This window comes from Nonomuraea sp. CA-143628 (assembly GCF_050942315.1).
Classification (GTDB): domain Bacteria; phylum Actinomycetota; class Actinomycetes; order Streptosporangiales; family Streptosporangiaceae; genus Nonomuraea.
In genome coordinates this window covers 261,850-283,877 of record NZ_CP192072.1, presented here as the reverse complement: position 1 = coordinate 283,877, position 22,028 = coordinate 261,850, and the positions used below count along the sequence as shown (strand labels likewise).

The following is a 22,028-nucleotide window of genomic DNA, read 5'->3' as shown; positions in this document are numbered from 1 at the left end:
AAGGCTCCTTACGATCGGGTACGTATTGCCGTCTCATCCTCCCTCCGGAATCCTGGTATGACGCACCCCTCAGAGTTTGCTAACCTTACGGAGCCGACGCGGGATGACGGTCCCACGTGCAGGCACCAAGTCCGGGTGGCGGAATAGGCAGACGCGCTAGCTTGAGGTGCTAGTGCCCTTTGCGGGGCATGGGGGTTCAAGTCCCCCCTCGGACACAGGATTACCCCATGAAGAGCTCGCCTTGCGAGGCGGGCTCTTTGGCGTTGAGCCCAGTTACGACACGGGTCTCCGCGTGGCAGACGATGACCAGGCCGTTGCCTCGCAATGCAGAGATGATCTCCGCCGGCCCATCCCGTTCTCCGCCGCCAACATGCGCTAAGAGCTCTGCCAGCAGCCGGTCCTCACGTAGATACAAGAACTTCGGGCCGGCCACCCAGCGGGGTCTGGCGCTGGTGTAGCCGTGCCGGCACCGGTATCCGGGACGTCCGTTCACCCAGTGGGAATCCAGTCGACGCCCGCAGATCCCGCACATCAGTAGCCCCGCGAGCAGATAAACGCGCCGGCTGCCGTCCTGGGCGGGGCGAGCAGCCCGGATCGCCTGCGCGGTGACGAAATCGTCGTCGCCGACCAGCGCCGGATGGCTCCGCTTCGTAGAGATCGCCCACTCTTGTGGGGCGTTCCAGCCGCGTACGGCGACATCGTCGGCGCTGGCGCTTTGCCGGTTCCAGACCAGGCGGCCGGTGTAACGCGGATTGCCGAGGATCGCCGCAACAGTGCGTAACGTCCAAGCCTGTCCCGACCGATGCGGGTTGCGCTCACGATCTACGTTCGAGGGGCACGGTAGGCCGCGTTCGTTGAGCATCCGGGCGATCCCCGCCACGCTGACACCCGCCAGTCGCTGCGCGAACATCCACCGTACGAAGACAGCGGCAGGCCGGGGGTGGGCGGCATCTGCCCGTACGTGCAGGACGTAGCCGCAGTGGGTGTAGATCTAGGTGCAGCGCTTGAGTAGGGTGGCGCCACTCTCGCCGCTCCGCGTCATGGTCACAGGAGCAGGCCGAACAGCCGGGTCATGCGCTGCCAATGCTCGCTGGAGGGGTTCTTGAGGTCGGGTTCGACGATCTTGAACGCCCGGGCGAGCGCCATGGACAGCCCGCCCGCCACGGCCGGCAGCCGGGCCTCGGCGTCTACGCTGAGCGACAGGTCGAGCGGCGGCAGCGCGGTGAGCTGCTCCAGAATCGGCGATAGCTCCAGCTCCTCGTCCAAGTCGCGGAAGTCGTGCATGGTCTCCTGCAGGCCCTTGGTGATGGGCAGGTCCCATGGCTGGATGATGTCGCGCCTGTTCTCCTTGGCCGCGGCCTCGGCGACGACGAGCATGTCGTACAGCTTCTGGTTGACGAAGTCGTTGAAGCGCTTGAGGTCGTTCTTGTCCACGTTGAGTCCCGCGGCGGTGCGGAAGAAGCGCTCGAATCTGGAGTGTGCCATCACCGGCATGTCGATCACCGTCTTCTCTGTCGATTTCCTGTGGTGGTGAACCTTTCGTGCACCAGGCGCACGGCCATGGCGCCCTCTCCCACCGCGGAGGCGACCCGCTTGACCGATCCGCTGCGGACGTCGCCCGCGGCGAAGACGCCCAGGTGGTCGGTCTCCAGGGGAAGCGGTGCGTTCCACGTGGTGGATTGTCCCGTGACGATGAAGCCGCGGTCGTCGAGCGGCACGGCACCCTCCAGCCACTTGGTGTGCGGGTCGGCGCCGATGAAGACGAACATCGCCCTGGTGGCGATCTCCAGGGACTTCCCCGTGCGCTTGTTGCGGACGCGGACACCTTCCAGCGTGCCGTCGCCGATGAGCTCGCACACCTCGGTGTTGGGCATGATCTCGATGCCGGGCGTGCGGTCGAGTTCGTCGGCGAGGTAGTGGGACATGCTGGCGCGCACGTCGTCACCGCGTACGATCATGCGCACCGACGACGCGTTCCTGGACAGGTAGAGGGCCGCCTGACCGGCGGAGTTGCCGCCGCCGACGATGACCACCGGCGAGCGGCTGCACATGCGCAGCTCGAACGGGGTGGCCGCGTAGTAAATGCCCGATCCCTCGTACTTCTCCAACTCGGGGACCTCCAGCCGCCGGTAGCGGGCGCCGGTGGCGATGATCACGGCGTGGCCCTTGACGATGTTGCCGTCCTCGACGACGACGCCGTAGAAGCCGTCGTCCGGCTGAAGGCCGGTCGCCTCGGCCGGGATGGACAACACCGCGCCGAACTTCCGCGCCTGGATGATGGCGCGCTCGGCCAGCTCGGCGCCCGAGATGCCGGAGGGGAAGCCAAGGTAGTTCTCGATGCGAGAGGAGGTGCCGGCTTGGCCGCCCGCGGCCACGGCGTCGAGCACGACGGTCGTCAGCCCTTCCGAGGCCCCGTACACGGCGGCGGCCAGGCCCGCGGGGCCCGCGCCCACGACGACCAGGTCGCTGACCCCGTCGCCGGGCACCGGGGCGGGCAGGCCGATCGCCTTCGCCAGCTCGGCAATGGTCGGGTTGCGCAGGACCTTGTCGCCGCGCCAGATCACGACCGGGGTGTCCTCGGGCGGGATGCGCAGCTCGCGCAGCAGCGCGTCCGCCTCCTCGTCCTCCTCCAGGTCGATCCACCGGTGCGGCACCCTGTTGCGGGCGGCGAACTCGCGCAGCCGCCGGCAGTCCGCCGAATAGCGGGAGCCGATGATGCGGAAGCCGGTGCCCAGCCCGATCAACAGGGACCGCCGGGCCAGGTAGGCCCGCAGGATGAGGTCGCCGAGCGTCTGGTCGCGCGCCACCAGCGCCCGCACCTCGTCGGCGGGCACGGCCAGCACCTCGCCTGGCTCCTGGACGACGGCGGTCAGGAATCCCGCCTGGCCGGTGAGCAGGCTGAGCTCGCCGAGGAACCGGCCAGGGCCGTGGACGGCGATCGTCCGCTCGTCCGGGCTGCGCCCCTCGACCATGGCAACCCTGCCGGCCAGCACGACGATGAACTCCGAGGTGGGATCCCCCTCACGGAACAGGACGTCGCCTCCCGACACGGCCCGGCGCTCGCCGCAGGGGGAGAGCTCGGCGAGCTGCGCCTCGCTCAGCCGGGGATAGGCGCCGTACAAGTCCGGCGTCTCGGGTACCGGTGTCATGTGCGCGCCTTGATCGCGTCCTCGACCCATCTGCGCAGCTCGTGGGCGGGCGCGCTGCCCGCCCGCTGGGCGACGACCTCGCCGCGGACCATCATCATGAGCGTCGGGATGTGCTTGATCGCGAAGCGCTCGGACAAGCGTGGCGACCGGTCCACGTCGACTTTGACAAGTTTGACGCGGCCGGCCAAGTCCTGCGAGACCTGTTCGAGCGCGGGCGTGACCATCCGGCACGGCCCGCACCAGTCCGCCCAGAAGTCGACGATGACCGGCAGCGCCGATCGCTCGGCGACCTCGGCGAACGTGTCGTCGCTCGCCTCGGCGATCCAAGCCAGCGGCTGATGGCAGTTCCCGCATTGGGGTACGCCGTCGGCCGCGGCCGGCACCCTGTTCCGTTTGCCGCAGTTCGGGCAGGCGACGGTGGTCGGAATCATGTCAGCTCCCCGGTTCGGTGAAGGTGACGCTCAGCTCGCCGTGGTCGACGTCCACCGTCACGGTCGAGCCGTCCGGAGCGTCGCCGCCCAGCAGCGCCCGCCCGATGCGGGTCTCGACCTCGCGGGCGATGAACCGGCGCAGCGGCCGGGCCCCGTACACGGGGTCATAGCCCTGGTTGGCGATGAGCTTGAGCGCCTGGTCGGTGACCCGCAGCGTGAGCCGCCGGTCGGCCAGCCGCTGCCTGACGTCGTTGAACATCAGGTCCACGATCCGCTCGATCTGGGCCTCGGTCAGCGGCTTGAACAGCACGATGTCGTCGACCCTGTTGAGGAACTCCGGCCGGAAGTGCGTGCGCAGCTCGTTCATGACCCGGTCACGGGCTTCCGGCTTTATCTCGCCGTCGGAGGTGACCCCGTCGAGCAGGTACTGCGAGCCGATGTTCGAGGTCATGATGATCACGGTGTTGCGGAAGTCGACCGTACGGCCCTGCGCATCCGTCAGCCGCCCGTCGTCCAGGACCTGCAGGAACGTGTTGAACACGTCCGCGTGCGCCTTCTCCACCTCGTCGAAGAGGACCACCGAGTACGGCTTGCGCCGCACCGCCTCGGTGAGCTGGCCGCCCTCCTCGTACCCGATGTAGCCCGGAGGGGCGCCGACCAGGCGGCTGACCGTGTGCCGCTCCTGGTATTCGCTCATGTCGATGCGGACCATGTTGTCCTCGGTGTCGAACAGCGTGGCGGCGAGCGTCCTGGCCAGCTCGGTCTTGCCGACGCCGGTGGGTCCGAGGAACAGGAACGACCCGACGGGCCGCCGCGGATCCTTGATGCCGGAGCGGGCGCGGATGACCGCGTCGGCCACCAGCCGCACGGCCTCCTCCTGGCCGATGACCCGCTCGTGCAGGGTCTCGTCCAGCCGCAGCAGCTTCTCGCGCTCGCCCTCCTTCAGCCGGGTGACCGGGATGCCGGTCCAGCGCGAGACGATGGAGGCGATCTCCTCCTCGGTCACAACCTCGCGCAGCAGCCTGCGGCCGCTCTGGCGCAGGGCCAGCTGCTCCTCCTCCGCCTGCAGGCGGCGTTCCAGCTCGGGGAGCTTGCCGTGGCGCAGCTCGGCGGCGCGGTTGAGGTCGTAGTCGCGTTCGGCTTGCTCGGCCTCCCGGCGCACGGCCTCCAGCTCCTGGCGCAGGGCCTGGACCTTGCGCAGGGCGTGCCGCTCGGACTCCCACTGCGCCCGCATGGCGTCGGCCTCGGCGCGCAGGTCGGCCAGCTCCTTGCGCAGGTCGGCGAGGCGGGCCTGGCTGGCGGGGTCGTCCTCCTTGGCGAGCGCGGCCTCCTCGATCTCCAGCCGCATCACCCGCCGGGTGAGTTCGTCGAGCTCGGCCGGCATGGAGTCGATCTCCGTACGGATCATCGCGCAGGCCTCGTCGACCAGGTCGATGGCCTTGTCCGGGAGGAACCGGTCGGAGATGTAGCGGTGGCTCAGCGTCACCGCGGCGACGATGGCGCTGTCCTGGATTTTTACGCCATGGAAGATCTCCAGCCGCTCGCGCAGCCCCCGCAGGATCGATATCGCGTCCTCTTCGGAAGGCTCGTCCACCAGGACAGGCTGGAACCTGCGCTCCAGGGCCGCATCCTTCTCGATGTGCTGGCGGTACTCCTGGACCGTGGTCGCGCCGATCATGTGCAGTTCGCCGCGGGCGAGCATGGGCTTGAGCATGTTGCCCGCGTCCATGGCGCCCTCGGTCGCGCCGGCCCCGACCACGGTGTGCAGCTCGTCCACGAACAGCAGGATCTGTCCCTGGGCCGCCGTGACCTCGTTCAGCACGGCCTTCAGGCGTTCCTCGAACTCGCCGCGATACTTGGCGCCGGCCACGAGCGAGCCCATGTCCAGGCTGAAGACGGTCTTGTCGCGCAGCCCCTCGGGGACGTCCCCGTTCGTGATCCGCTGGGCGAGCCCCTCCACGATGGCGGTCTTGCCGACGCCGGGGTCACCGATCAGCACCGGGTTGTTCTTGGTCTTGCGGGACAGGATCTGGATCACCCGGCGGATCTCCGTGTCGCGGCCGATCACCGGGTCCAGCTTGCCCGCCCGAGCCTCGCTCACCAGGTCGCGGCCGTACTTCTCCAGCGCCTCGTAGGCGACCTCCGGCATGGCCGAGGTGACGCGCTGATTACCCCGGATGGCGGTCAGCGCCTCCAGGAACCGGTCCCTGGTGAGCCCCTGCTCGTGCAGCAGCCGGCCGGAGGGTGTGCCGGCGCCCTCCTCGATCAGGGCCAGCAGCAGGTGCTCGACCGAGACGTAGTCGTCCTTGAGCCGTTTCGCCTCCCGGTCGGCGGTGTCCAGCAGCCGCGACAGCCGCTGCGTGACGTAGACCTGTCCGGGTTGCGCGCCCGGGCCGCTGACCTTGGGACGGCGTTCCAGCTCGTGCTCCAGGTCCCTGCGCAGGGCCTCCGGGTCGGCTCCGGCGTGCTGTACGAGCCGGGGGGCCAGCCCGTCCGGCTGCTCGAGCAGGGCCAGCAGCAGGTGCTCGGCATCGACCTCGGTGTGCCCGTAGCGCAGCGCCTTCGTCTGGGCGCCGTGCAGGGCCTCCTGCGACTTCTGCGTCATAGTGTTCGGGTCCACTCCAGTCCCCCTAGTGTCGTGAGGCGTGCGTACGCAGGGAGCTCTCCAGCGCCTCGATCCGGTCGAGCAGGTCGGTCACCAGCCCGATCGCGGCATAGTTGATCGACAGGCCCTCGTGCAGCCGCCGGATGCGGGCGGCCGCGGCGACCTGGGGGAGCGGGAAGCAGAGCTCTCCCCTGGCGTCCCTGACCGGTTCCAGCAAGCCGAGCACCACCAGGCGGCGGATGGTCTCCGGGTGCAGCCCGGTGACCCGCGCATAGGAGTCCAGACCCAGCCGTGTCGGGCGGACGATCGCGTACGTCGTCATGAGCCTCTCCTCGGGTCGAACCGGGACGTGGCGGCGAGCTGTTCGAACAGGCGCCGCTCCTCCTCGGTGAGCCTGGGCGGCACCACGATCCGCACTTCGGCGAACAGGTCGCCGGGCTTGCCGCGGGGGTTGGGCATGCCGCGCCCGCGCAGCCGCAGGCGGCGCCCGGTCGAGGTGCCTGGCGGCACCTTCAGCTTGGCCTCGCCGCCCGGCGTGTCGATGGCCACCGTGGCGCCCAGAGCGGCCTCCCAGGGGGCCAGCGGCAGGTAGGTGTGCAGGTCGCGGCCCTCGACGCGGTAGCGGGGATGGTCGGCGATCCGGACGATGAGGTAGAGGTCGCCCGGCTGGGCGCCTTGGCTCCCCTGGCCTCCCTGGCCGGCCAGCCTGATGCGCTGGCCGTCCGTCACCCCCGGCGGGATCGTGACGTCCAGCCGCCGTCCTCCGCCCAGCGTGATCGTCCGGCGCCCACCGTGGTAGGCCTCCTCGACCGGGAGTGTCAGCTCGGCCTCCTGGTCCGCGCCCTGCACGGGTCCCCAGGAGCGCCTGCCCCGGCCGTCGAACATGCCGCCGAGCAGGTCCTCGAAGTCGATACCTCCGGGGCCAGTCCCGAAGTCGCCGCTCGTGCGCCACTGGGCACCGCCGCCGCCACGTGCTCCGGCTCCGGAGCGGGCACGAGCACGGGAACGGCCCCTGGCGTACTGCTCGGGGTCGACGTCGGGCGGCACCTGGCGGAAGTCGTGCCCGAACGCGTCATACTTGCGGCGCATTTCGGGATCCGAGAGCACGGAGTACGCCTCCGAGATCTCCTTGAAGGTGTCCTCCGCCCCCGGATCCTTGTTGACATCCGGATGGTATTTGCGGACCAGTTTGCGGTAGGCCCGCTGGATCTCGTCCTGGTCGGCACTACGGCCGACTCCGAGCACTTCGTAGAAGTCGCGTCGGTCGGCCATCACTCCGCCTTCTTGGCTACCACCACCACCGCCGGGCGCAGTTGCCGCTGGTCGTCGCCATAGCCGGGCTGCAGCACCTCCACGACGGTGCCGGGTGCGACGTCGTCGCGTTCGACGGTCGAGACCGCCTCGTGGTGCTGGGGATCGAACGGCACGCCGGTCTGGTCCTGGCGGCGGTAGCCGAGGCGGTTCAGCGTGGCGACCGCCTGGTCGCGCACCGCGCGCACCCCCTGGATGACCGGATTGGCGTCGCCGTCCCCATCGGCGGCGCTCAGCGCGCGCTCCAGGTTGTCCAGGACGGGCAGCCACTGGGAGACAACCCTGTCCCGCTCCTCGACCCGGAGCCGCTCGGTGTCCCGGGCGATGCGCTTGCGGACGTTGTCCAGCTCGGCGACCGCACGCAGCCACCGGTCCTCCAGCTCCGCCAGCTTCGCCTCCGATTCCGCGAGCGGCTCGGCCTCGTCGGTGCCGGCCTGAACCGCCCGCGCACCATCCTGGTCCGTACGCTCTTCGTGGCCGTTCATGTCACTCCGTGTCAGAGGTGGTGAACTCGGCGTCGATCACGTCGTCGTCGGCCGGGCCGCCCGAAGCGCTCTCCGCCCTGCCCTGCGGGGGCACGTTGGCCGACTGGCTGGTCTGCAGCGCCTGGTTGACCTGCTGGAGTTCGCCGCTGAGGCCGCGCAGCCGGTCGATCGGCGCCTCCTGCTTGATCGCCTCGCGGGCATCGTGGACGAGCTGTTCGGCACGCGCCTTCTCGTGAACGGGGACACCGTCGCCGAGCTCTTGCAGGCGGCGTTCCACCTGGTAGGCGGCCGAGTCCAGCTCGTTACGGACTTCGATCATCTGCCGCAGCCGAAGGTCCTCGTCGCGGTGCTGCTCGGCGTCCTGAATCATCCGCTCGATCTCCTGCTTGTCCAGCGTGGAGGTCTCGCTGATGGTGACCTTCTGCTCGGCGCCGGTGTCCTTGTCGCGGGCGGTGACGTTGAGGATGCCGTTGGCGTCGATGTCGAAGGTGACCTCGATCTGCGGCTCTCCCCGGGGCGCGGGGCGGATGTTCTCCAGCCGGAAGCGCCCGAGCACCCGGTTGTCGGCCGCCCGCTCGCGCTCCCCCTGAAGGATCACGATGTCGACGGCGCTCTGGTTGTCGTCGGCCGTGCTGAAGGTCTCGGTCCGGCGGGCCGGGATCGTGGTGTTGCGTTCGATGACCTTGGTCATGACCCCGCCGAGCGTCTCGACGCCCAGCGACAGCGGCGTGACGTCGAGCAGGACTACGTCCTCGACCTCGCCCTTGAGGATTCCGGCCTGGATCGCCGCGCCGATGGCCACGACCTCGTCCGGGTTCACCGTCATGTTGGGGTCCTTGCCGCCGGTGAGCCTGCGTACGAGGTTCTGCACGGCGGGCATGCGGGTCGATCCGCCGACGAGGATCACCTCATCGATGTCCGACGGCCTGAGCTTGGCGTCCTCCATCGCCTGCTCCACGGGGTGAACGCAGCGTTCGACCAGGTCGGCGGTGATCTGCTCGAACGTGGAGCGCATGAGAGTGGTGTTGAGGTGCTTCGGCCCCGCGGCGTCCGCCGTGATGAACGGCAGACTGATCGTGGTCTGCGTCACCTCCGACAGCTCGACCTTGGCCTTCTCCGCCGCCTCGAACAGCCGCTGCAGGGCCTGCGGGTCGCGGCGCAGGTCGATGCCCTGCTCCTTCTGGAACTCATCGGCCAAATGGTCGACGATCCTGCGGTCGAAGTCGTCGCCGCCGAGGTGCCCGTCGCCGGAGGTCGAACGTACCTCGACGACCCCCTCACCGATGTCCAGGATGCTGACGTCGAAGGTGCCGCCGCCCAGGTCGAAGACCAGCACGGTCTCGTTGGACTTCTTGTCCAGCCCGTAGGCCAGCGCGGCGGCGGTCGGCTCGTTGATGATCCGCAGGACCTCCAGCCCGGCGATGCGGCCCGCGTCCTTGGTCGCCTGGCGCTGGGCGTCGTTGAAGTAGGCCGGGACGGTGATGACCGCCTCGGTCACCTTCTCGCCGAGGTACTTCGCGGCGTCCGCGGCCAGCTTGCGCAGCACCAGGGCCGAGACCTCCTCGGGCGCGTACTGCTTGCCCTTGACGTCGAAGCGGACGCTGCCGTCGGGCCCCTCCGTCACGTCGAAGGAGACGGCGTTGATCTCACTCTTGACCTCGTCGAATCGGCGGCCGATGAAGCGCTTGGCCGAGTAGATTGTTCCCTTCGGGTTGAGGATGGCCTGACGACGGGCGAGCTGGCCCACGAGCCGCTCACCCTGGTCGGTGAACGCGACCACGGATGGCGTCGTACGGGCGCCCTCCGCGTTCGGTATCACCGTCGGATGCCCGTCCTCCGTGGCGGCGATCACTGAGTTGGTCGTGCCGAGGTCGATGCCTACTGCCTTCGCCATTGCGGCTCCCCTAGCGATTGATGCTTGCGAGCAGTTCACGCGCCCGGGGCGCGTTCTCCGACTCGACGAGGACTTGGTACTTGTCGGCCACCAGGCCGCTCTCGGAGACGAAGTCCCGCCGACCGCCCGTCAGCGCGTGCGCGATCAGTCCGTAGACCCACACCATTTGAAGCTTTCGCGGGGGCTGCCGCGTCACATCCCCCATACGTGTAGTTCTGGCGCTCACGCGTCAGCCGCCGGGCTCGTCGCGCCCCCGGATCGTCACGAGGCGGGTGAGCTCGACGCGGGAGTTGATCTGCAGCTTGCGGTAGACATGTCGCAGGTGGAAGGCGACCGTGTGCGCGCTGATGAACATCTGCTCCGCCACCTCCCGGTTGGACCATCCGTCGGCGACCAGGAGCGAGACGTTGAGCTCGGTCTCGGTGAGGCTGCCCCAGCCGCAGACGGGCCGGTCGGCGTAGCTCCAGTGGCGGTGGCGCACGCCCATGCCGCGCAGCCGCTTGCGGACGCGGGCCGAATCCCGGACGGATCCGATCTCGTGGTAGATCGCGAGCGCGCGGTCGAGGCTTCCCACCGCGTCGTCGTGCCGCCCGTCTGCGGCCAGCAGGACGCCGAGGTCCTCCGTGGCCGATGCCTTCCCCCACATGTCGTCGGAGCGCGCGGCGGCCTGGGCCAGCGCATCGCGGTCGCCGTCGAGCAGGCCGCGCGCGTGCGCGGCGGACGCGGTCAGGGCGAGCACACCCGGGTTGACGGCCTCCAGTTCCTCTGCGGTGGCAACGATCGTCTTGGCCACCTCGCGGTCGTCCACGGCGAGGGCGACGCGGACCAGCCAGGCGCTCGCGGTGGGGTTGACGGCAAGCGTCGAGCGTTGCCGTTCGAGCAGGCCGGCCAGCAGGGGCATCGCCGCCAGCGGCCCATCGCTCGCCTCCGTGATCTGGGCCGTCAGCAGGGCGTGGCCGGGCGAGTCGCCGTCCAGGCCGGCCATGTGCCGGGCGGCCGCCCGCAGGTCGCCGCGCCGCAGCGTGACCGTGGCCAGGACGGCGGTGGCCACTACGGCGGGCAGGGGCGTGGCCCGGTCAGCGGCAAGGCTCAGCGCCCGCTCGGCCTCGCTCGCGGCGCCGTCCAGCCGCCCTTCGAGTAGCTCGGAGCGCGCCACGAGAGCGGAGATGTCGGCCTCCCAGGCGAGGTGGCCGTGGGCGGACATGTCCTCGCGCGCGTCCTCGACGAGCAGCCGCGCCTCGTCCAGCCGGTGGAGGTCGGTGAGCATCGCGGCGGAGGCCAGCCGGGCGTCGTACGGATGCACGGCCGAAACGTTCGCGCCGGTCAGCTGCCTGGCGTCGGCGGCCAGCGCCAGCGCGTCGGTCAGGCGGCCCTCGTCCCGCTCCGTCTCCGCCAGCGCGATCAGGGCCGCCGCTGTGAGCACCGCGCCGTGCCGGCATCCTCCCTCGACGACCTCTTGCGCGTACGCGCGGACGGACGCCCCGTCGCTGCGCAGGCGCGTCATGGTGGAGAGGCGCACCAGCAGTGCCCGGTCGCGTATGTGGCCGGGAAGGTCGGGCACGGCCAGCACCGTCTCGGCCTCCCGCATGGCCTCCTCGAGGCTGCCGGTCAGATACATGACGTCCGAAAAGACGCAGCGCAGCTCGGCCACGCTGTGCGTCGAAGCGTGCGCGAAGGAGTTCTCGGCCAGTCCGCCGCGGACCAACTGCTCGGCCTCCCGCAGCCGCCCCTCGGCTATCGCGGTATCGATGACCGCGACCAGGTCGACCTGACCCAGCAGCGCCTGCCGTACGGGCGGGGGGACCCGCTCGGCGACGACGAGCCTGACCAGTTCGTGGCGGAAGGCGAGATCGTGCGCGGTAGCGGCCAGGATGCCCGCTGCCATGGACTCCTCCACTGCGGGCAGCAGCGCGGCCGGTGTCGTGCCGAGCAGAGCCGCGGCCTGCTCGGGGTCGAACGACCGGCCGAGCACGGCGGCCGTCTCCACCAGGTTCCTGGCGACTGTGCTCAGGCCGTCGATCCAGTGCCGTACCACTCTGATGCACCGGTCGGGGACGCGCAGGGCGGTGCCGTCGAGGACCTGGCCTTCGTCGCGCAGGCCGGTGAGCAGCGCGATGATCAGCAGCGGGTTGCCACCCGCGGCGTCCACCAGGGCCAGTGTCGCCGGATCCGGCTCGACTCCGAGCGTGTCTGTGGCCAGGGCGACGGCCGCGGACGGGGACAGCGACGAGAGCCGCACCCGGCCGGCCCCGTGTCGCTCCAGCAGGTCGAACAGGGAGGCGGACTGGTCCTGTTCGCCGGCGGTTGAGCGGCTCAGCAGCCACCCGATCGGCTGGAGTTCGAGCAGGCCGTGGAGGGTGCGCAGGGTGACCAGCGTCGCCGGGTCGGCCCACTGCAGGTCGTCGAGCACTGCCAGGACCGGAGCCGTGGCCCGTTCCTCGAAGCCCGTTCGCAACGCTTCCAGCGCCCGCGAGCCCGGGTCGAGCCGCAGGTCCAGGGTCTCGAACAGGATGCCACACGGCACCAGCTCGCCCAGCTCCTCCGGTGCCCCTCGGAGCACGGCGATGCCGCGCTCGCCGGCGGTGGCGGCGGTCTCGTCGAGCAGCCGGGTCTTGCCGGTCCCTGGCTCTCCGTCCACCAGCAGGGTCGCGGCCTTGCCCGCCTGAACGGCGTCGAGCAGGCCGCCCACGTCATGCCATTCCGGTTCGCGTCCCCGCATGTCAGACCGCCTCCCCGACGGGGAATGGTGAAGCCCATGCTCCTGGAGATCTTTCACGCCACTGCACGTCTTGGGGATGTGGCCGGGGAGCAGCCGGGAGGAGTGTTGAGGTGATGCCCGGAAGGGAGTCGGCGAAATGGTAGAAACCGGCTACGCGCCGTTCAACCGGACAGTGGACAAGGCCAACCGCATCCTGCACGAGATCGAGGAGGCCTGCGGCTGGCCCCCGGAGCGGCGTAACCATTCCTACGGCGCGCTGCGCGCCGTGCTGCACGCGCTGCGCGACAGGCTGACGGTGGAGGCGAGTGCTCACCTGGCCGCCCAGCTTCCGCTGCTGTTGCGAGGCGTCTACTTCGACGGCTGGCGGCCGAGCAGCGTCCCGGTGAAAGTGAACCGTGAGGAGTTCCTCGACCGCGTACGCGCCGAGGTGACCTTCAACCACGGCAGGAGCACGGAGGAGATGGTCAGGACGGTCCTGGAAGTGCTCAAGCGTCACATCACCGAAGGCGAATGGGAGGACGTGAAGGCTGGCATGCCTAGGGACCTCGCGTCCATGTTCCCGTAGCGACATTTCAGCTCCGCCTCCGGCTCCTTTCACGGAGAGCGCGGACGAGCCGCAGCGGCAGGAGCCCCACCAGGGGAGCTCGCCTGCCAAGATCGTCGCGATCCTCCTTGTCGAAGGCGCGGGCGTAGCGGCTGGCATCCCGGGCGCTCGCGTAGCTCTTGGCGCCGCCTGCTCCGCAGCCGCGCTGACAATGCCAGCACATCGTCTCCCCCTCGTCCTCGAAGCGGAAACGATGCCCGAAAATCCGACAAAGCAGCATCAAAGCGATCTTACTCCCGATATCCCTCCGGAGCACCGCTGAAGGACGTTCCGTGAAGGAGCTTTGACCATGACCACAGAAGGCCTTGGCGTCATCCGGACCAACATCCCGGCCCGGCTGGATCGGCTGCCCTGGTCCCGGTTCCACTGGAGGGTGGTGCTGGGTCTGGGAACGGTGTGGATCCTCGACGGGCTGGAGGTCACGATCGTCGGCGCCGTCGCCTCCCGCATGACGGAGCGCGGCAGCGGCATCGCCGTCAACAGCGCCGACATCGGCACCGCGGCGGCCATCTACGTCGCCGGCGCGTGCGTAGGAGCCATGCTGTTCGGGCAGCTCACGGACCGGCTTGGCCGCAAGAAGATGTTCATGTTCACGCTCGGCCTCTACATGGTCGCCACCGTGGCCACCACCTTCGCGTTCGAGCCCTGGTACCTGTTCCTCATGCGCTTCCTGACCGGGATGGGCATCGGAGGCGAGTACGCGGCGATCAACTCGGCCATCGACGAGCTCATCCCGGCACGCAACCGGGGCCGGGTGGACCTGGCCATCAACGGCAGCTACTGGGTAGGGGCGGCCATCGGCAGCGTCGCCGCGCTGGCCTTCCTCAGCACCGCCCTCTTCCCGATGAACATCGGCTGGCGGCTGGCGTTCATCATCGGCGGCGTGCTCGGATTCGCCATCATGTTCACCCGTCGAAGCCTTCCCGAGAGTCCCCGCTGGCTGTTCATCCACGGCCACGCCGAGGAGGCCGAGCACATCGTGGACCAGATCGAGGCCGAGATCGGCGGCGACCTGCCCCCGCCCAAGGGCGAGATCACGGTCAGGCAACGCGACGCCATCCCGTTCCGGGAGATCGCCAGGGTGGCCATGAAACGCTACCCGCGCCGGGTGATCCTCGGCCTCGCCCTCTTCATCGGCCAGGCGTTCCTCTACAACGCCGTCACCTTCGACCTGGGCACGCTGCTGCACGGCTTCTTCGGCGTGGCCTCCGGCAATATCCCGTACTTCATGGCCGTCTTCGCGCTCGGCAACTTCCTCGGGCCTCTCCTCCTGGGACGCTGGTTCGACACCGTCGGCCGGATACCCATGATCGCCGGAACCTACCTGGTCTCCGCCGTCCTGACTGGGCTGACCGCGATCCTGCTGCTGAACCAGGCATTGTCCACCAACTCATTCATGGCTCTGCTGGCCCTGACCTTCTTCGTCGCCTCCGCGGGAGCAGCCTCCGCCTACCTGACCGTCAGCGAGGTCTTCCCGATGGAGACGCGCGCGCTGGCCATCGCCTTGTTCTTCGCGGTCGGCACCGCGATCGGCGGCATCACCGGACCGGCACTGTTCGGCCAATTCATCCACAGCGGCAACGTGAGCCTGGTCGCACTCGGATTCTTCATCGGCGCGGCCGCCATGGCCATCGGCGGCATCGCCGAATTGCTACTCGGCGTCCGCGCCGAACAGCAATCGCTGGAGAACATCGCTCGTCCGCTGACGGCGGAGGAGGTCGAGGCCCAACCCGCTGAGCACGCCGCCATGATCAAGGACGAGCGCGAGCGAGGCATGACCGGACAGGAAAAGCTCTGGGACCTGGAGCGCCGAGACCGCACCCGGCTGCGCCGCGAGCAGGACTCCACAGGCTCCCGCCGCTTCCGGCTGGGACCTGGCAGCACGTTCCCCTCTCCAGGCATGCTCGGAACCAGTGGGCCGACCAGCCGATTCACTGCCGTCTCCGACGAGCAGCTCGATCGGGAGATCGAGCTGCTCGTCCGCGCTCTGGAGGAAGACGGCCCGGCCGACCGGCAGACCCTCGCGCTGCGCGTCCACGCCCGCGCATGGGGTCCCGGCCGGTTCCGCGTCGCCCTGCGCCAGACCATCCGAGAGGGACGTGCCCGCCCACTGCCAGACGGCCGGTACGGCTCGCCACAGAGATGAACTCCGCGCCTACCCGTCGCCGTTACTCTCGTCGGCGTCGATGCGCTCGTTCGGGCGGTGGCCATACGCCGCGCTGGCGCGGCCTGCGCCCGGACGAACGGCCGAACCAGGTGCGGCGGGAGGAGGGCTGGCGGCGGGATCGGCCGGCCCTCATCCGGAAGCGCTGGAGTCGCCGCGCCCGTCAGCGGACAAAGCGGGCCGTCGCTGCGACCATCGCACCAGCGCCAGCGCCGCGACCAGCATTAAGGCGCTCCCCGCGTAGACGACCAGCTCCATGAGCTGCTGGCGGCTCGCCGCCAGATTCCCCGGGATCGTCAGCCGGACGACCACGGACAGGATGTGGCGGATGATCGCGATGATGCCCACGATGATGAACGGTTCGAGCTGCAGGCTGCCGCCCGCGAGGTGGGTCTGCACCGTCACGAAGATCTCCAGCACGATCAGCACAAGGAGCAGCTCCTCGAGGATGACGATGATCTTCTCAGTGCCGGACGCTCCTCCTTGGACGACCGTGAGGATCATCAGGGCCAGAATGCCGACGCCCAGGGCCAGCAGCGCGAACGACACCAGGTAGAGGATCCCGTGCTCGGCGGCCGCCAGCATTGCCAGCAGCCGCCTGTTCTCCGGCCTCTGGGCGACCTTGTGTACCACGGCGTCGGCCGGAGACGGAGGTCCGGGCGCGCCTGATGTGTCCGGTGGATTGTTCATGGGCTGTACCTGTGATCGTGCTGTGTGTGCCGGCGGCCGTCGTACAGAGTGCCCATACCCCCGGTCCGGCACGCGCGAATCTCCCGGTCCGGTGCGGTGCCAGCCATCATCTGCCCAGCTCGGACACCCCGCTCACTGCGTGGTAGACGGCCAGCGTCTCCTCGGGGGTGCGCGCCCAGCCGGACGATGTCGCCGGGATCGGCGGCGCGAGCCGTCGGATCGCAGATCGTTGAAATCGATCACCCCGCGGGCCAGCCGACGCCTGGACCCGACTATCCTGTGGCAGCACGCGGGGTGCACCGTCCGCATCCGACCTATCGGGTGTCGATCATCGAAGCCCACGGCATCATCCCAGATCCCCCGCCAAACCAGCGTTCTTGATCCAGCGGCCCCAACGAGGACTACGCGAGAATTGCGTAGCGATGACCTTCCCAGACGGGAGAGCTCCATCCGGGCGTCGGTTCTCCTGCGCCCAACGCCAGGCAGAGCGGTGCAGATTCACGATCTCGACGTCAGGACGCCCGGCTCGGTAAACGGGCAGAGCCAGATCACCACACGTCTCGCCTCCGGCCTCAGGAACGTCTGGCCCTTTGGCCGATAGCGTCTCCTTGCGGTCCTGCACACGGTTCGAGGTCGCGGAAAGCCGACGGACCTGGGACATCAACAGCTCATAGCTGCCGATCAGAGCGGCACTCGGCCATGCGGCGATGATCCGGCCGATCATGCTCGGTTCGGCGACCGCGATGTTCGCGCCGAGGCTGGCCAGGCTGGCGACCACAAGAAGACTCCAGGCCAGCGCGCCACCGCGGGAACCGTACCGGTTGGCCAGGAGAATGGACATCGAGGCGACCACGATGGCGCCATCCACCGCGAGCGGAATGAGCACCGCCGCGAAATGGTCCTCACCATGACGCAGGCACAGCTCATGCATGTGACGGAACGAGACGACGGCCGCGATCCCGGCCAGCAGCACAACCCCACCGATGGTCGTACGCTGAATGTGACGCACCGCAAGAAGGCTCGGCTCCACCATTCACCCCTGGCCCAACAGGAACTTGGTGGTGAGGGTGAAGTGGTGTGCGATTGGTTCGGCTCCCCCCTCGGACACAATTTGGTACATGATCGCCTGAGCTGAGCTCTGGCGATCACTGTTTTCTGGCCGGGTCGTAGGTCATACGTAGGCCGAGCTGCTCGCACGCACCAGCCTTGTCCTGCGTATCGGCGCTGTGGAGTAGTTTCGAAGGTCGCCGAGCTTCGTAGCCATGGCAGCGATCTCTTCCTCGGTGAGTCTTCTTGGCACCTTGGTGATCGCCTGGTCCAGGCGCATCTGCTCGACGGCTTCTGTCTCAGCGATCCAGCCGGCGACCACGATCGAGCGGCTCGACGATCAGCTCCTCGCGCACGTAGACCGATCGCGGATGCCGCAGAAGAACAGGCCTCTGAAAATGTAGGGACGTGGGGTCCGGCGGGGCTTGCGTCCTTCCTGCCGCCACCTGATCGGCGACCGTCTCGACATCACCGGCGCCCGCTGGGGTCTGGCCGGGGCCGAAGCCATCCTCAAACTCCGCGCGTTGATCGCTGATGGCGCGACTTCCCCACTTACTGGCGCTACCACGACGACTACGACCTCACCGCTTGATCATCCCAGTCCTGGCAAGGAACCGAAGGCATAGACACAGCCTGCGCCGGCATGCTCCGGCCCGTTCGCGGCAGGGCCCTACCATCGGCGGATGGGGCTTGACTACAGCTATGAGCTTTACCTGCATCGCCGCGATGCAGAGGGCGTGTTATCCGACCTGGCCGCCGACAACACAGCCGGCCATGACTCCACCGGGCATACCGTGGTCGAGTTGCCAGAAGGACGACACCTGGTGACGCCGTTCACCAGCGGATTCACCAGCGGCCGAACCTTGCCTCTGAGCCCCGGGCTGGCACTGGACCTGACGATCGGTTTCACCGAAGACGAGCATGTCCGCGACTACGCCACAGCCCGCGCGATCCCCGCCGAAGACACCGACCCCCGGTGGTCCGCCAACGCAGACGGCCGACTGCGCTATGAGATCGGCTACATCTACCTCACCGTGCACGAAGCCTCATGGCTGCGCCCCGATCACCTGGAACTGTGCTTCATGGCCGCCACCAGCACCATGAGCCGTCTGTTCCGGGACTCGGAGTCGATCCGGGACTTCTTCGCCACCCTGGCAATCCGCAACTCAGGGCTGCTCTGCGTGCTCGATGTGGAGAACGACGGGAAGATCGTGGTGTCGGCGGGGAACCAGCGACTGTTCGAACCCCTACCCGGGGCACGGTGGACCTCGATTTCGGACCTGCTGTCCACGGAAGGCCTGATCACCTGATCAACCGGCCGACCTGTTCACCGTTGCCCGCCGCGTCGACGCTGATGATCGCCCGCAGCGGGCGCGATCGCCGGTCAGCTGAACGTCTTCATGTCTCATCTTCGGGGGTGTCCACGAGTTGGCCGGCCTCGCGAAGCTGCTGGGTGTGCAATTCCGGGGGCGGATAGGGGTCGTAGTCAGAGGGGCGGGGCATCTCCGGACCGTCGGCTGTGAAGTACAAAACCGTCTCGACGCGGGCGATGCGGAACCGTCGGTCGCGGACCACGACCTCGTTACCGCGGTCGCGCTCCAGCGCCTGGGCCGCCCGCTCGTACGCGACGCACGCCTCGGGGTCAGGCTTGGGCTCGCCTTCGCCGTCATAGCGGCGCAACTGCTGGGCGAGTAGGTGGCGGGCCTGCTGAGGGATACGGCAGTCCCGGCTGCGCGACTCCCAGCTCCGCCCTACCTGCTCGGCGACCACAAACCTCGCCGGCAGCAGCATGAAGCCGCCATGTGTACCGGCGACGCGGCGAGCGTCGCGATAGACATCATCGGGAACCGCCCCAGCCGCGGGTATCAAAGGGACACACCCCTGGCCGAGCAGGATGGCCAGCCGACCGGTGGGAACCACAGCGTGGATGAGACGCCCTTCGTCGGTGGAGGGGTGGTGCCATTCCTCGTCCACGGGGTCGGGGTCGGTGGGGCGGGGCGGCTCAGGACCTTGCGCACCAATGCCGACGAACTGATCCCCGCGCACTATTCGGAACCGCTGCCCGGCGACCGTCAGCTCGTCGTGGCGCTCCCAGTCGAGCTTCAACGCCGCCCCGGCGTACTCCTTGCTCGCGTTGGCATCCTGCTCATCGGTGCCGCGCAGGTACAAGCAAGCCCGGAGGGTGTCACGGGCCGACTGGGGCATGTCATCGCGCATGCCTGACAGCAGTCGCCACACCAAGGGCTCGACCTGCACAGCGCAACCGAACACCGGTCCGAGCATCGCCACGCCTGGATACGCCTCCCACGCGGCGCGCTCCTCGGGCCCCACCTCCCCCATGACCGAGGCGGCCATCCCGACGCCCTTCAGAAAGGGAGAACTCGCGCCGTCACCACCGATGGCAGCAGTCATTGTGGCCCTCCTTCGAGCGCCGAGAAAGAGCTCAGAGTAACGCGCCGACACAATAGGTGACCACGTTTCTCGGAACCGTTCTCCCTCGGCCGACCCTCGACGTATATCCGCGACACAGGCCGAGGCGCCCGGTCCAGGCTGGCGAGGCACCGTGCCGGAGACAGAGCTCATGCATGTGGCGGAACGAGACGATGGCCGCGATCCCGGCCAGCAGTACAACCCCGCCGATCGTCGTACGCTGGATATTGCGCCGTGAAATGCCCGGCTCCACCGATGACCTTCACCCCCTCTCGCGTGTCGGCCCTCAGGGCGCGAATCTCCGGACCGTAGACCAAGGTGATGCGGTCGGCGCGCAGACGGCCGATGATGTCCGCGACGCCGAGCGGCAGACCGGCGCGTGGGTGACCGGCTCCGCGCGTGGCTGGGTGAGTTCGACGGGCCGGTGGCGGTTTTCTCCGATCCGGGACTGAACGTGGTGGGTGTTCCGGCCGATCGACCTCGTGGCTCCCCTGCGGCGGGGTTCCTGCGCGAAGATCGCGCACGGCTCGGGTGACCGCAGCGGCCGACGTCGGTCGGCCTAGTTATGCGATCCTAAATGGGGGTATTTCCGGCAGAACACTTGTTTCGGGGTGATTCAGTGTCAGATCGGAAAAACGTCACCGCTTGGCTGCGAGAACATCCCCCGCCTGGCCCCTTCCGGCCGGAGTTCTGGCGCAGCCCGCTGCGCGGCCCGTGGCTGACCTCGGTTTTCGGCTTCGTCCTGCTGTTCGGGATCCCGATCATCGCGATCACCGGACTGGTGTCCTACGCCGCCTACGATCCGCAACTGCCGATCAACGACACGACCCCCGGAAAGGGATGGCTGGGCTTCTACCTGTTCGACTGGCCGACACACCCGGCCTGGCTGTACCGGGTCACGCAGGGAGTGCACGTCATCCTCGGGCTGACGTTGACCTCGGTGCTGCTGGCCAAGCTGTGGTCGGTGATACCGAAGCTGTTCACCTGGCCACCGGCGCGCTCCCCTGCCGAAGCCGTGGAGCGTGCCAGCCTGCTGCTCCTGGTCGGCGGCGCGGTGTTCGAGTTCGTCACCGGCATCCTGAACATCCAGCTCTTCTACGTCTTCCCGTTCTCCTTCTACCCGGCCCACCTGTACGGGGCGTGGATCTTCCTCGCGGCCTTCGTCGTCCATGTCGCCTTCAAGCTGCCGAAGATGATCCGATCGCTGCGCTCGCGGAGCCTTCTCCATGAGCTGCGGACCAGGCTGGAAGAGACCAGGCCGGAGCCGCCCGATCCCGATGGCCTGGTTGCCCCGTCTCCTGCGGAGCCCACCATGTCCCGTCGAGGCGTGCTCGCCTTCGTGGGCGGCGCCTCGCTGCTCACCCTCGGCCTGTCCGTCGGCCAGACAATAGACGGACCGCTGCGCCGCACCGCGCTGCTGGCCCCACACGGACGGGTCTACGGCCCCGGCCCCAACGACTTCCAGGTGAACAAGTCCGCCACCGCCATGGGTGTCCATCTGGCCGACACCGGCCCGGCATGGAGGCTGGAGCTGGCCGGACCGCATCCGGCGCGCCTGAGCCGCGCCGAACTGCTGGCGATGCCGCTGCACACCTACTCGCTGCCGATCGCGTGCGTGGAGGGATGGTCCACGGAACAGTCATGGACGGGCGTACGGCTGGCCGATCTGGCCCGGCTGGCAGGGATGGTGCCCGGCACGGCTGAGGTGCTCGTCGAATCCCTGCAACGCGGCGGCTCCTTCAGCCGAGCGTCGCTGAGCGCTGCCCAGGTGGCCGACCCCCGTTCCCTGCTCGCCTTGCGGGTCAACGGCGCCGATCTGTCCCTCGACCACGGCTATCCCGCCAGGATCATCGTCCCGAACGCCCCAGGCGTCCACAACACGAAATGGGTCCGCGAACTCGGCTTCCATCCGACGGCGAAATGAGTGACGACATGCCTTCCCGGATCCGCAGGAGGATGGCCCGCCGCTATGGGGCCGACCCGTTGCACCTGCTGGCGCTGCTCGCCTGCTTCGCCCTGGCCGGATACGCCGCGAGCCGCGTCGTCGCCGCGGGCATCTGGATCGGCTTCCTGGTGTGGTTCGTCGGCGCCGCGATCATCCACGACCTCCTGCTGTACCCGCTGTACGCCCTCGCCGACGTCGCCGTGCAACGGCGGCCGTGGCGTCGCCGCCGGCGACCGTCCGGCACCCCCACCTGGCCGCCATCGATCAATTACCTGCGCATACCGGTCGCGCTGTCCGGCCTGCTGTTCCTCATCTGGTTCCCCCTCATCCTCCGGCTGGCCGAGGGCGACTACCACCGGTCAACGGCGCTGGACACAAGCCCGTACCTCGGCCGCTGGCTGCTGGTCACCGGCGTGCTCTTCGCCGGATCCGCACTCGCCTACGCCATCCGGCTGCGCCGGCACAAGGCCGCGGCTGAGCCGCGACGACCCCGCCTTCGCGCACCGCAAGCCCCGCGATCCTCGCCAAGTGGATGAGGCGCCCTTAAGCACCAG

Annotated in this window: 21 protein-coding genes and 1 tRNA gene; 6 read left to right on the top strand and 16 right to left on the bottom strand. The window is 68.8% G+C overall.

What is annotated here, in order from left to right:
- Positions 1 to 129: 129 nt before the first annotated feature.
- A tRNA-Leu gene (locus tag ACQP2T_RS01435) sits at positions 130 to 215 on the top strand.
- Between the two features lie 5 nt (positions 216 to 220).
- Here the strand turns inward: ACQP2T_RS01435 and ACQP2T_RS01430 are convergent.
- From ACQP2T_RS01430 to ACQP2T_RS01380, 11 genes are all read right to left on the bottom strand, one after another.
- The gene (locus ACQP2T_RS01430) at positions 221 to 910 is read right to left on the bottom strand and encodes a recombinase family protein (protein WP_433514390.1); all 690 of its coding nucleotides are present in this window, start codon (positions 908 to 910) and stop codon (positions 221 to 223) included.
- 134 nt (positions 911 to 1,044) lie between these two features.
- Positions 1,045 to 1,494, bottom strand: coding sequence for a DUF1931 family protein (locus tag ACQP2T_RS01425; RefSeq protein ID WP_433514389.1), 450 nt, complete (start codon positions 1,492 to 1,494; stop codon positions 1,045 to 1,047).
- 5 nt (positions 1,495 to 1,499) lie between these two features.
- Positions 1,500 to 3,149 (bottom strand): FAD-dependent oxidoreductase, encoded by a 1,650-nt coding sequence (locus ACQP2T_RS01420; RefSeq protein ID WP_433514388.1) that lies wholly within the window; start codon positions 3,147 to 3,149, stop codon positions 1,500 to 1,502.
- A complete protein-coding gene (gene trxA / locus ACQP2T_RS01415; RefSeq protein ID WP_433514387.1) occupies positions 3,146 to 3,580 on the bottom strand; it encodes a thioredoxin in 435 nt (144 codons plus the stop codon). The genes ACQP2T_RS01420 and trxA overlap by 4 nt, the downstream gene beginning before the upstream one ends.
- A gap of 1 nt (position 3,581) precedes the next feature.
- Complete coding sequence (clpB, locus tag ACQP2T_RS01410; RefSeq protein ID WP_433519692.1) at positions 3,582 to 6,185, bottom strand: ATP-dependent chaperone ClpB; 2,604 nt, start codon at positions 6,183 to 6,185, stop codon at positions 3,582 to 3,584.
- Positions 6,186 to 6,210: 25 nt separating this feature from the next.
- Positions 6,211 to 6,507 (bottom strand): chaperone modulator CbpM, encoded by a 297-nt coding sequence (locus ACQP2T_RS01405; protein ID WP_433514386.1) that lies wholly within the window; start codon positions 6,505 to 6,507, stop codon positions 6,211 to 6,213.
- Positions 6,504 to 7,457, bottom strand: coding sequence for a DnaJ C-terminal domain-containing protein (locus ACQP2T_RS01400; RefSeq protein WP_433514385.1), 954 nt, complete (start codon positions 7,455 to 7,457; stop codon positions 6,504 to 6,506). Before ACQP2T_RS01400 ends, ACQP2T_RS01405 begins: the two co-directional genes overlap by 4 nt.
- On the bottom strand, positions 7,457 to 7,981 hold the full coding sequence (locus tag ACQP2T_RS01395) for a nucleotide exchange factor GrpE (RefSeq protein ID WP_433514384.1): 525 nt from the start codon (positions 7,979 to 7,981) through the stop codon (positions 7,457 to 7,459). The genes ACQP2T_RS01400 and ACQP2T_RS01395 overlap by 1 nt, the downstream gene beginning before the upstream one ends.
- A 1-nt stretch (position 7,982) precedes the next feature.
- A complete protein-coding gene (dnaK, locus tag ACQP2T_RS01390; RefSeq protein WP_433514383.1) occupies positions 7,983 to 9,875 on the bottom strand; it encodes a molecular chaperone DnaK in 1,893 nt (630 codons plus the stop codon).
- Between the two features lie 10 nt (positions 9,876 to 9,885).
- Positions 9,886 to 10,041: a hypothetical protein gene (locus ACQP2T_RS01385; RefSeq protein WP_433514382.1), complete on the bottom strand. Its 156-nt coding sequence runs from the start codon at positions 10,039 to 10,041 to the stop codon at positions 9,886 to 9,888.
- Positions 10,042 to 10,104: 63 nt separating this feature from the next.
- Positions 10,105 to 12,594, bottom strand: a complete 2,490-nt coding sequence (locus ACQP2T_RS01380) for a LuxR C-terminal-related transcriptional regulator (RefSeq protein WP_433514381.1) — start codon at positions 12,592 to 12,594, stop codon at positions 10,105 to 10,107.
- A gap of 136 nt (positions 12,595 to 12,730) precedes the next feature.
- Between ACQP2T_RS01380 and ACQP2T_RS01375 the strand changes: the two genes are divergently transcribed.
- Positions 12,731 to 13,159: a DUF2267 domain-containing protein gene (locus ACQP2T_RS01375; RefSeq protein ID WP_433514380.1), complete on the top strand. Its 429-nt coding sequence runs from the start codon at positions 12,731 to 12,733 to the stop codon at positions 13,157 to 13,159.
- A gap of 328 nt (positions 13,160 to 13,487) precedes the next feature.
- Positions 13,488 to 15,344 (top strand): MFS transporter, encoded by a 1,857-nt coding sequence (locus tag ACQP2T_RS01370; protein ID WP_433514379.1) that lies wholly within the window; start codon positions 13,488 to 13,490, stop codon positions 15,342 to 15,344.
- Between the two features lie 150 nt (positions 15,345 to 15,494).
- Here ACQP2T_RS01370 and ACQP2T_RS01365 read toward each other — a convergent pair whose 3' ends face one another.
- The 3 genes from ACQP2T_RS01365 to ACQP2T_RS01355 all read right to left on the bottom strand — a co-directional run bounded on the left by ACQP2T_RS01365 (position 15,495) and on the right by ACQP2T_RS01355 (position 17,421).
- Positions 15,495 to 16,052, bottom strand: coding sequence for a phosphate-starvation-inducible PsiE family protein (locus tag ACQP2T_RS01365; protein ID WP_433514378.1), 558 nt, complete (start codon positions 16,050 to 16,052; stop codon positions 15,495 to 15,497).
- Positions 16,053 to 16,398: 346 nt separating this feature from the next.
- A complete protein-coding gene (locus ACQP2T_RS01360) occupies positions 16,399 to 17,061 on the bottom strand; it encodes a DUF2637 domain-containing protein (RefSeq protein WP_433514377.1) in 663 nt (220 codons plus the stop codon).
- Positions 17,062 to 17,223: 162 nt separating this feature from the next.
- Complete coding sequence (locus ACQP2T_RS01355) at positions 17,224 to 17,421, bottom strand: hypothetical protein (protein ID WP_433514376.1); 198 nt, start codon at positions 17,419 to 17,421, stop codon at positions 17,224 to 17,226.
- 361 nt (positions 17,422 to 17,782) lie between these two features.
- On the opposite strand from ACQP2T_RS01355, the gene ACQP2T_RS01350 reads away from it, so the two are divergent.
- Complete coding sequence (locus ACQP2T_RS01350) at positions 17,783 to 18,409, top strand: hypothetical protein (protein ID WP_433514375.1); 627 nt, start codon at positions 17,783 to 17,785, stop codon at positions 18,407 to 18,409.
- A gap of 88 nt (positions 18,410 to 18,497) precedes the next feature.
- On the opposite strand, the gene ACQP2T_RS01345 is transcribed toward ACQP2T_RS01350, so the two are convergent.
- Complete coding sequence (locus tag ACQP2T_RS01345; RefSeq protein WP_433514374.1) at positions 18,498 to 19,511, bottom strand: DUF5954 family protein; 1,014 nt, start codon at positions 19,509 to 19,511, stop codon at positions 18,498 to 18,500.
- Positions 19,512 to 19,542: 31 nt separating this feature from the next.
- Positions 19,543 to 19,782, bottom strand: coding sequence for a DUF2637 domain-containing protein (locus ACQP2T_RS01340; protein WP_433514373.1), 240 nt, complete (start codon positions 19,780 to 19,782; stop codon positions 19,543 to 19,545).
- 366 nt (positions 19,783 to 20,148) lie between these two features.
- Here ACQP2T_RS01340 and ACQP2T_RS01335 point away from each other — a divergent pair, with 366 nt between their 5' ends.
- A complete protein-coding gene (locus tag ACQP2T_RS01335; RefSeq protein ID WP_433514372.1) occupies positions 20,149 to 21,453 on the top strand; it encodes a molybdopterin-dependent oxidoreductase in 1,305 nt (434 codons plus the stop codon).
- Positions 21,454 to 21,461: 8 nt separating this feature from the next.
- Complete coding sequence (locus ACQP2T_RS01330; protein ID WP_433514371.1) at positions 21,462 to 22,010, top strand: hypothetical protein; 549 nt, start codon at positions 21,462 to 21,464, stop codon at positions 22,008 to 22,010.
- Positions 22,011 to 22,028: the final 18 nt, after the last annotated feature.

Bases quoted from the DNA above. Each gene is read 5' to 3' on its own strand.
- ACQP2T_RS01430 (WP_433514390.1), bottom strand. From the start codon at position 910: ATGTTCGCGCAGCGACTGGCGGGTGTCAGCGTGGCGGGGATCGCCCGG.
- ACQP2T_RS01425 (WP_433514389.1), bottom strand. From the start codon at position 1,494: ATGCCGGTGATGGCACACTCCAGATTCGAGCGCTTCTTCCGCACCGCC.
- ACQP2T_RS01420 (WP_433514388.1), bottom strand. From the start codon at position 3,149: ATGACACCGGTACCCGAGACGCCGGACTTGTACGGCGCCTATCCCCGG.
- trxA (WP_433514387.1), bottom strand. From the start codon at position 3,580: ATGATTCCGACCACCGTCGCCTGCCCGAACTGCGGCAAACGGAACAGG.
- clpB (WP_433519692.1), bottom strand. From the start codon at position 6,185: ATGACGCAGAAGTCGCAGGAGGCCCTGCACGGCGCCCAGACGAAGGCG.
- ACQP2T_RS01405 (WP_433514386.1), bottom strand. From the start codon at position 6,507: ATGACGACGTACGCGATCGTCCGCCCGACACGGCTGGGTCTGGACTCC.
- ACQP2T_RS01400 (WP_433514385.1), bottom strand. From the start codon at position 7,457: ATGGCCGACCGACGCGACTTCTACGAAGTGCTCGGAGTCGGCCGTAGT.
- ACQP2T_RS01395 (WP_433514384.1), bottom strand. From the start codon at position 7,981: ATGAACGGCCACGAAGAGCGTACGGACCAGGATGGTGCGCGGGCGGTT.
- dnaK (WP_433514383.1), bottom strand. From the start codon at position 9,875: ATGGCGAAGGCAGTAGGCATCGACCTCGGCACGACCAACTCAGTGATC.
- ACQP2T_RS01385 (WP_433514382.1), bottom strand. From the start codon at position 10,041: ATGGTGTGGGTCTACGGACTGATCGCGCACGCGCTGACGGGCGGTCGG.
- ACQP2T_RS01380 (WP_433514381.1), bottom strand. From the start codon at position 12,594: ATGCGGGGACGCGAACCGGAATGGCATGACGTGGGCGGCCTGCTCGAC.
- ACQP2T_RS01375 (WP_433514380.1), top strand. From the start codon at position 12,731: ATGGTAGAAACCGGCTACGCGCCGTTCAACCGGACAGTGGACAAGGCC.
- ACQP2T_RS01370 (WP_433514379.1), top strand. From the start codon at position 13,488: ATGACCACAGAAGGCCTTGGCGTCATCCGGACCAACATCCCGGCCCGG.
- ACQP2T_RS01365 (WP_433514378.1), bottom strand. From the start codon at position 16,052: ATGAACAATCCACCGGACACATCAGGCGCGCCCGGACCTCCGTCTCCG.
- ACQP2T_RS01350 (WP_433514375.1), top strand. From the start codon at position 17,783: ATGGGGCTTGACTACAGCTATGAGCTTTACCTGCATCGCCGCGATGCA.
- ACQP2T_RS01345 (WP_433514374.1), bottom strand. From the start codon at position 19,511: ATGACTGCTGCCATCGGTGGTGACGGCGCGAGTTCTCCCTTTCTGAAG.
- ACQP2T_RS01330 (WP_433514371.1), top strand. From the start codon at position 21,462: ATGCCTTCCCGGATCCGCAGGAGGATGGCCCGCCGCTATGGGGCCGAC.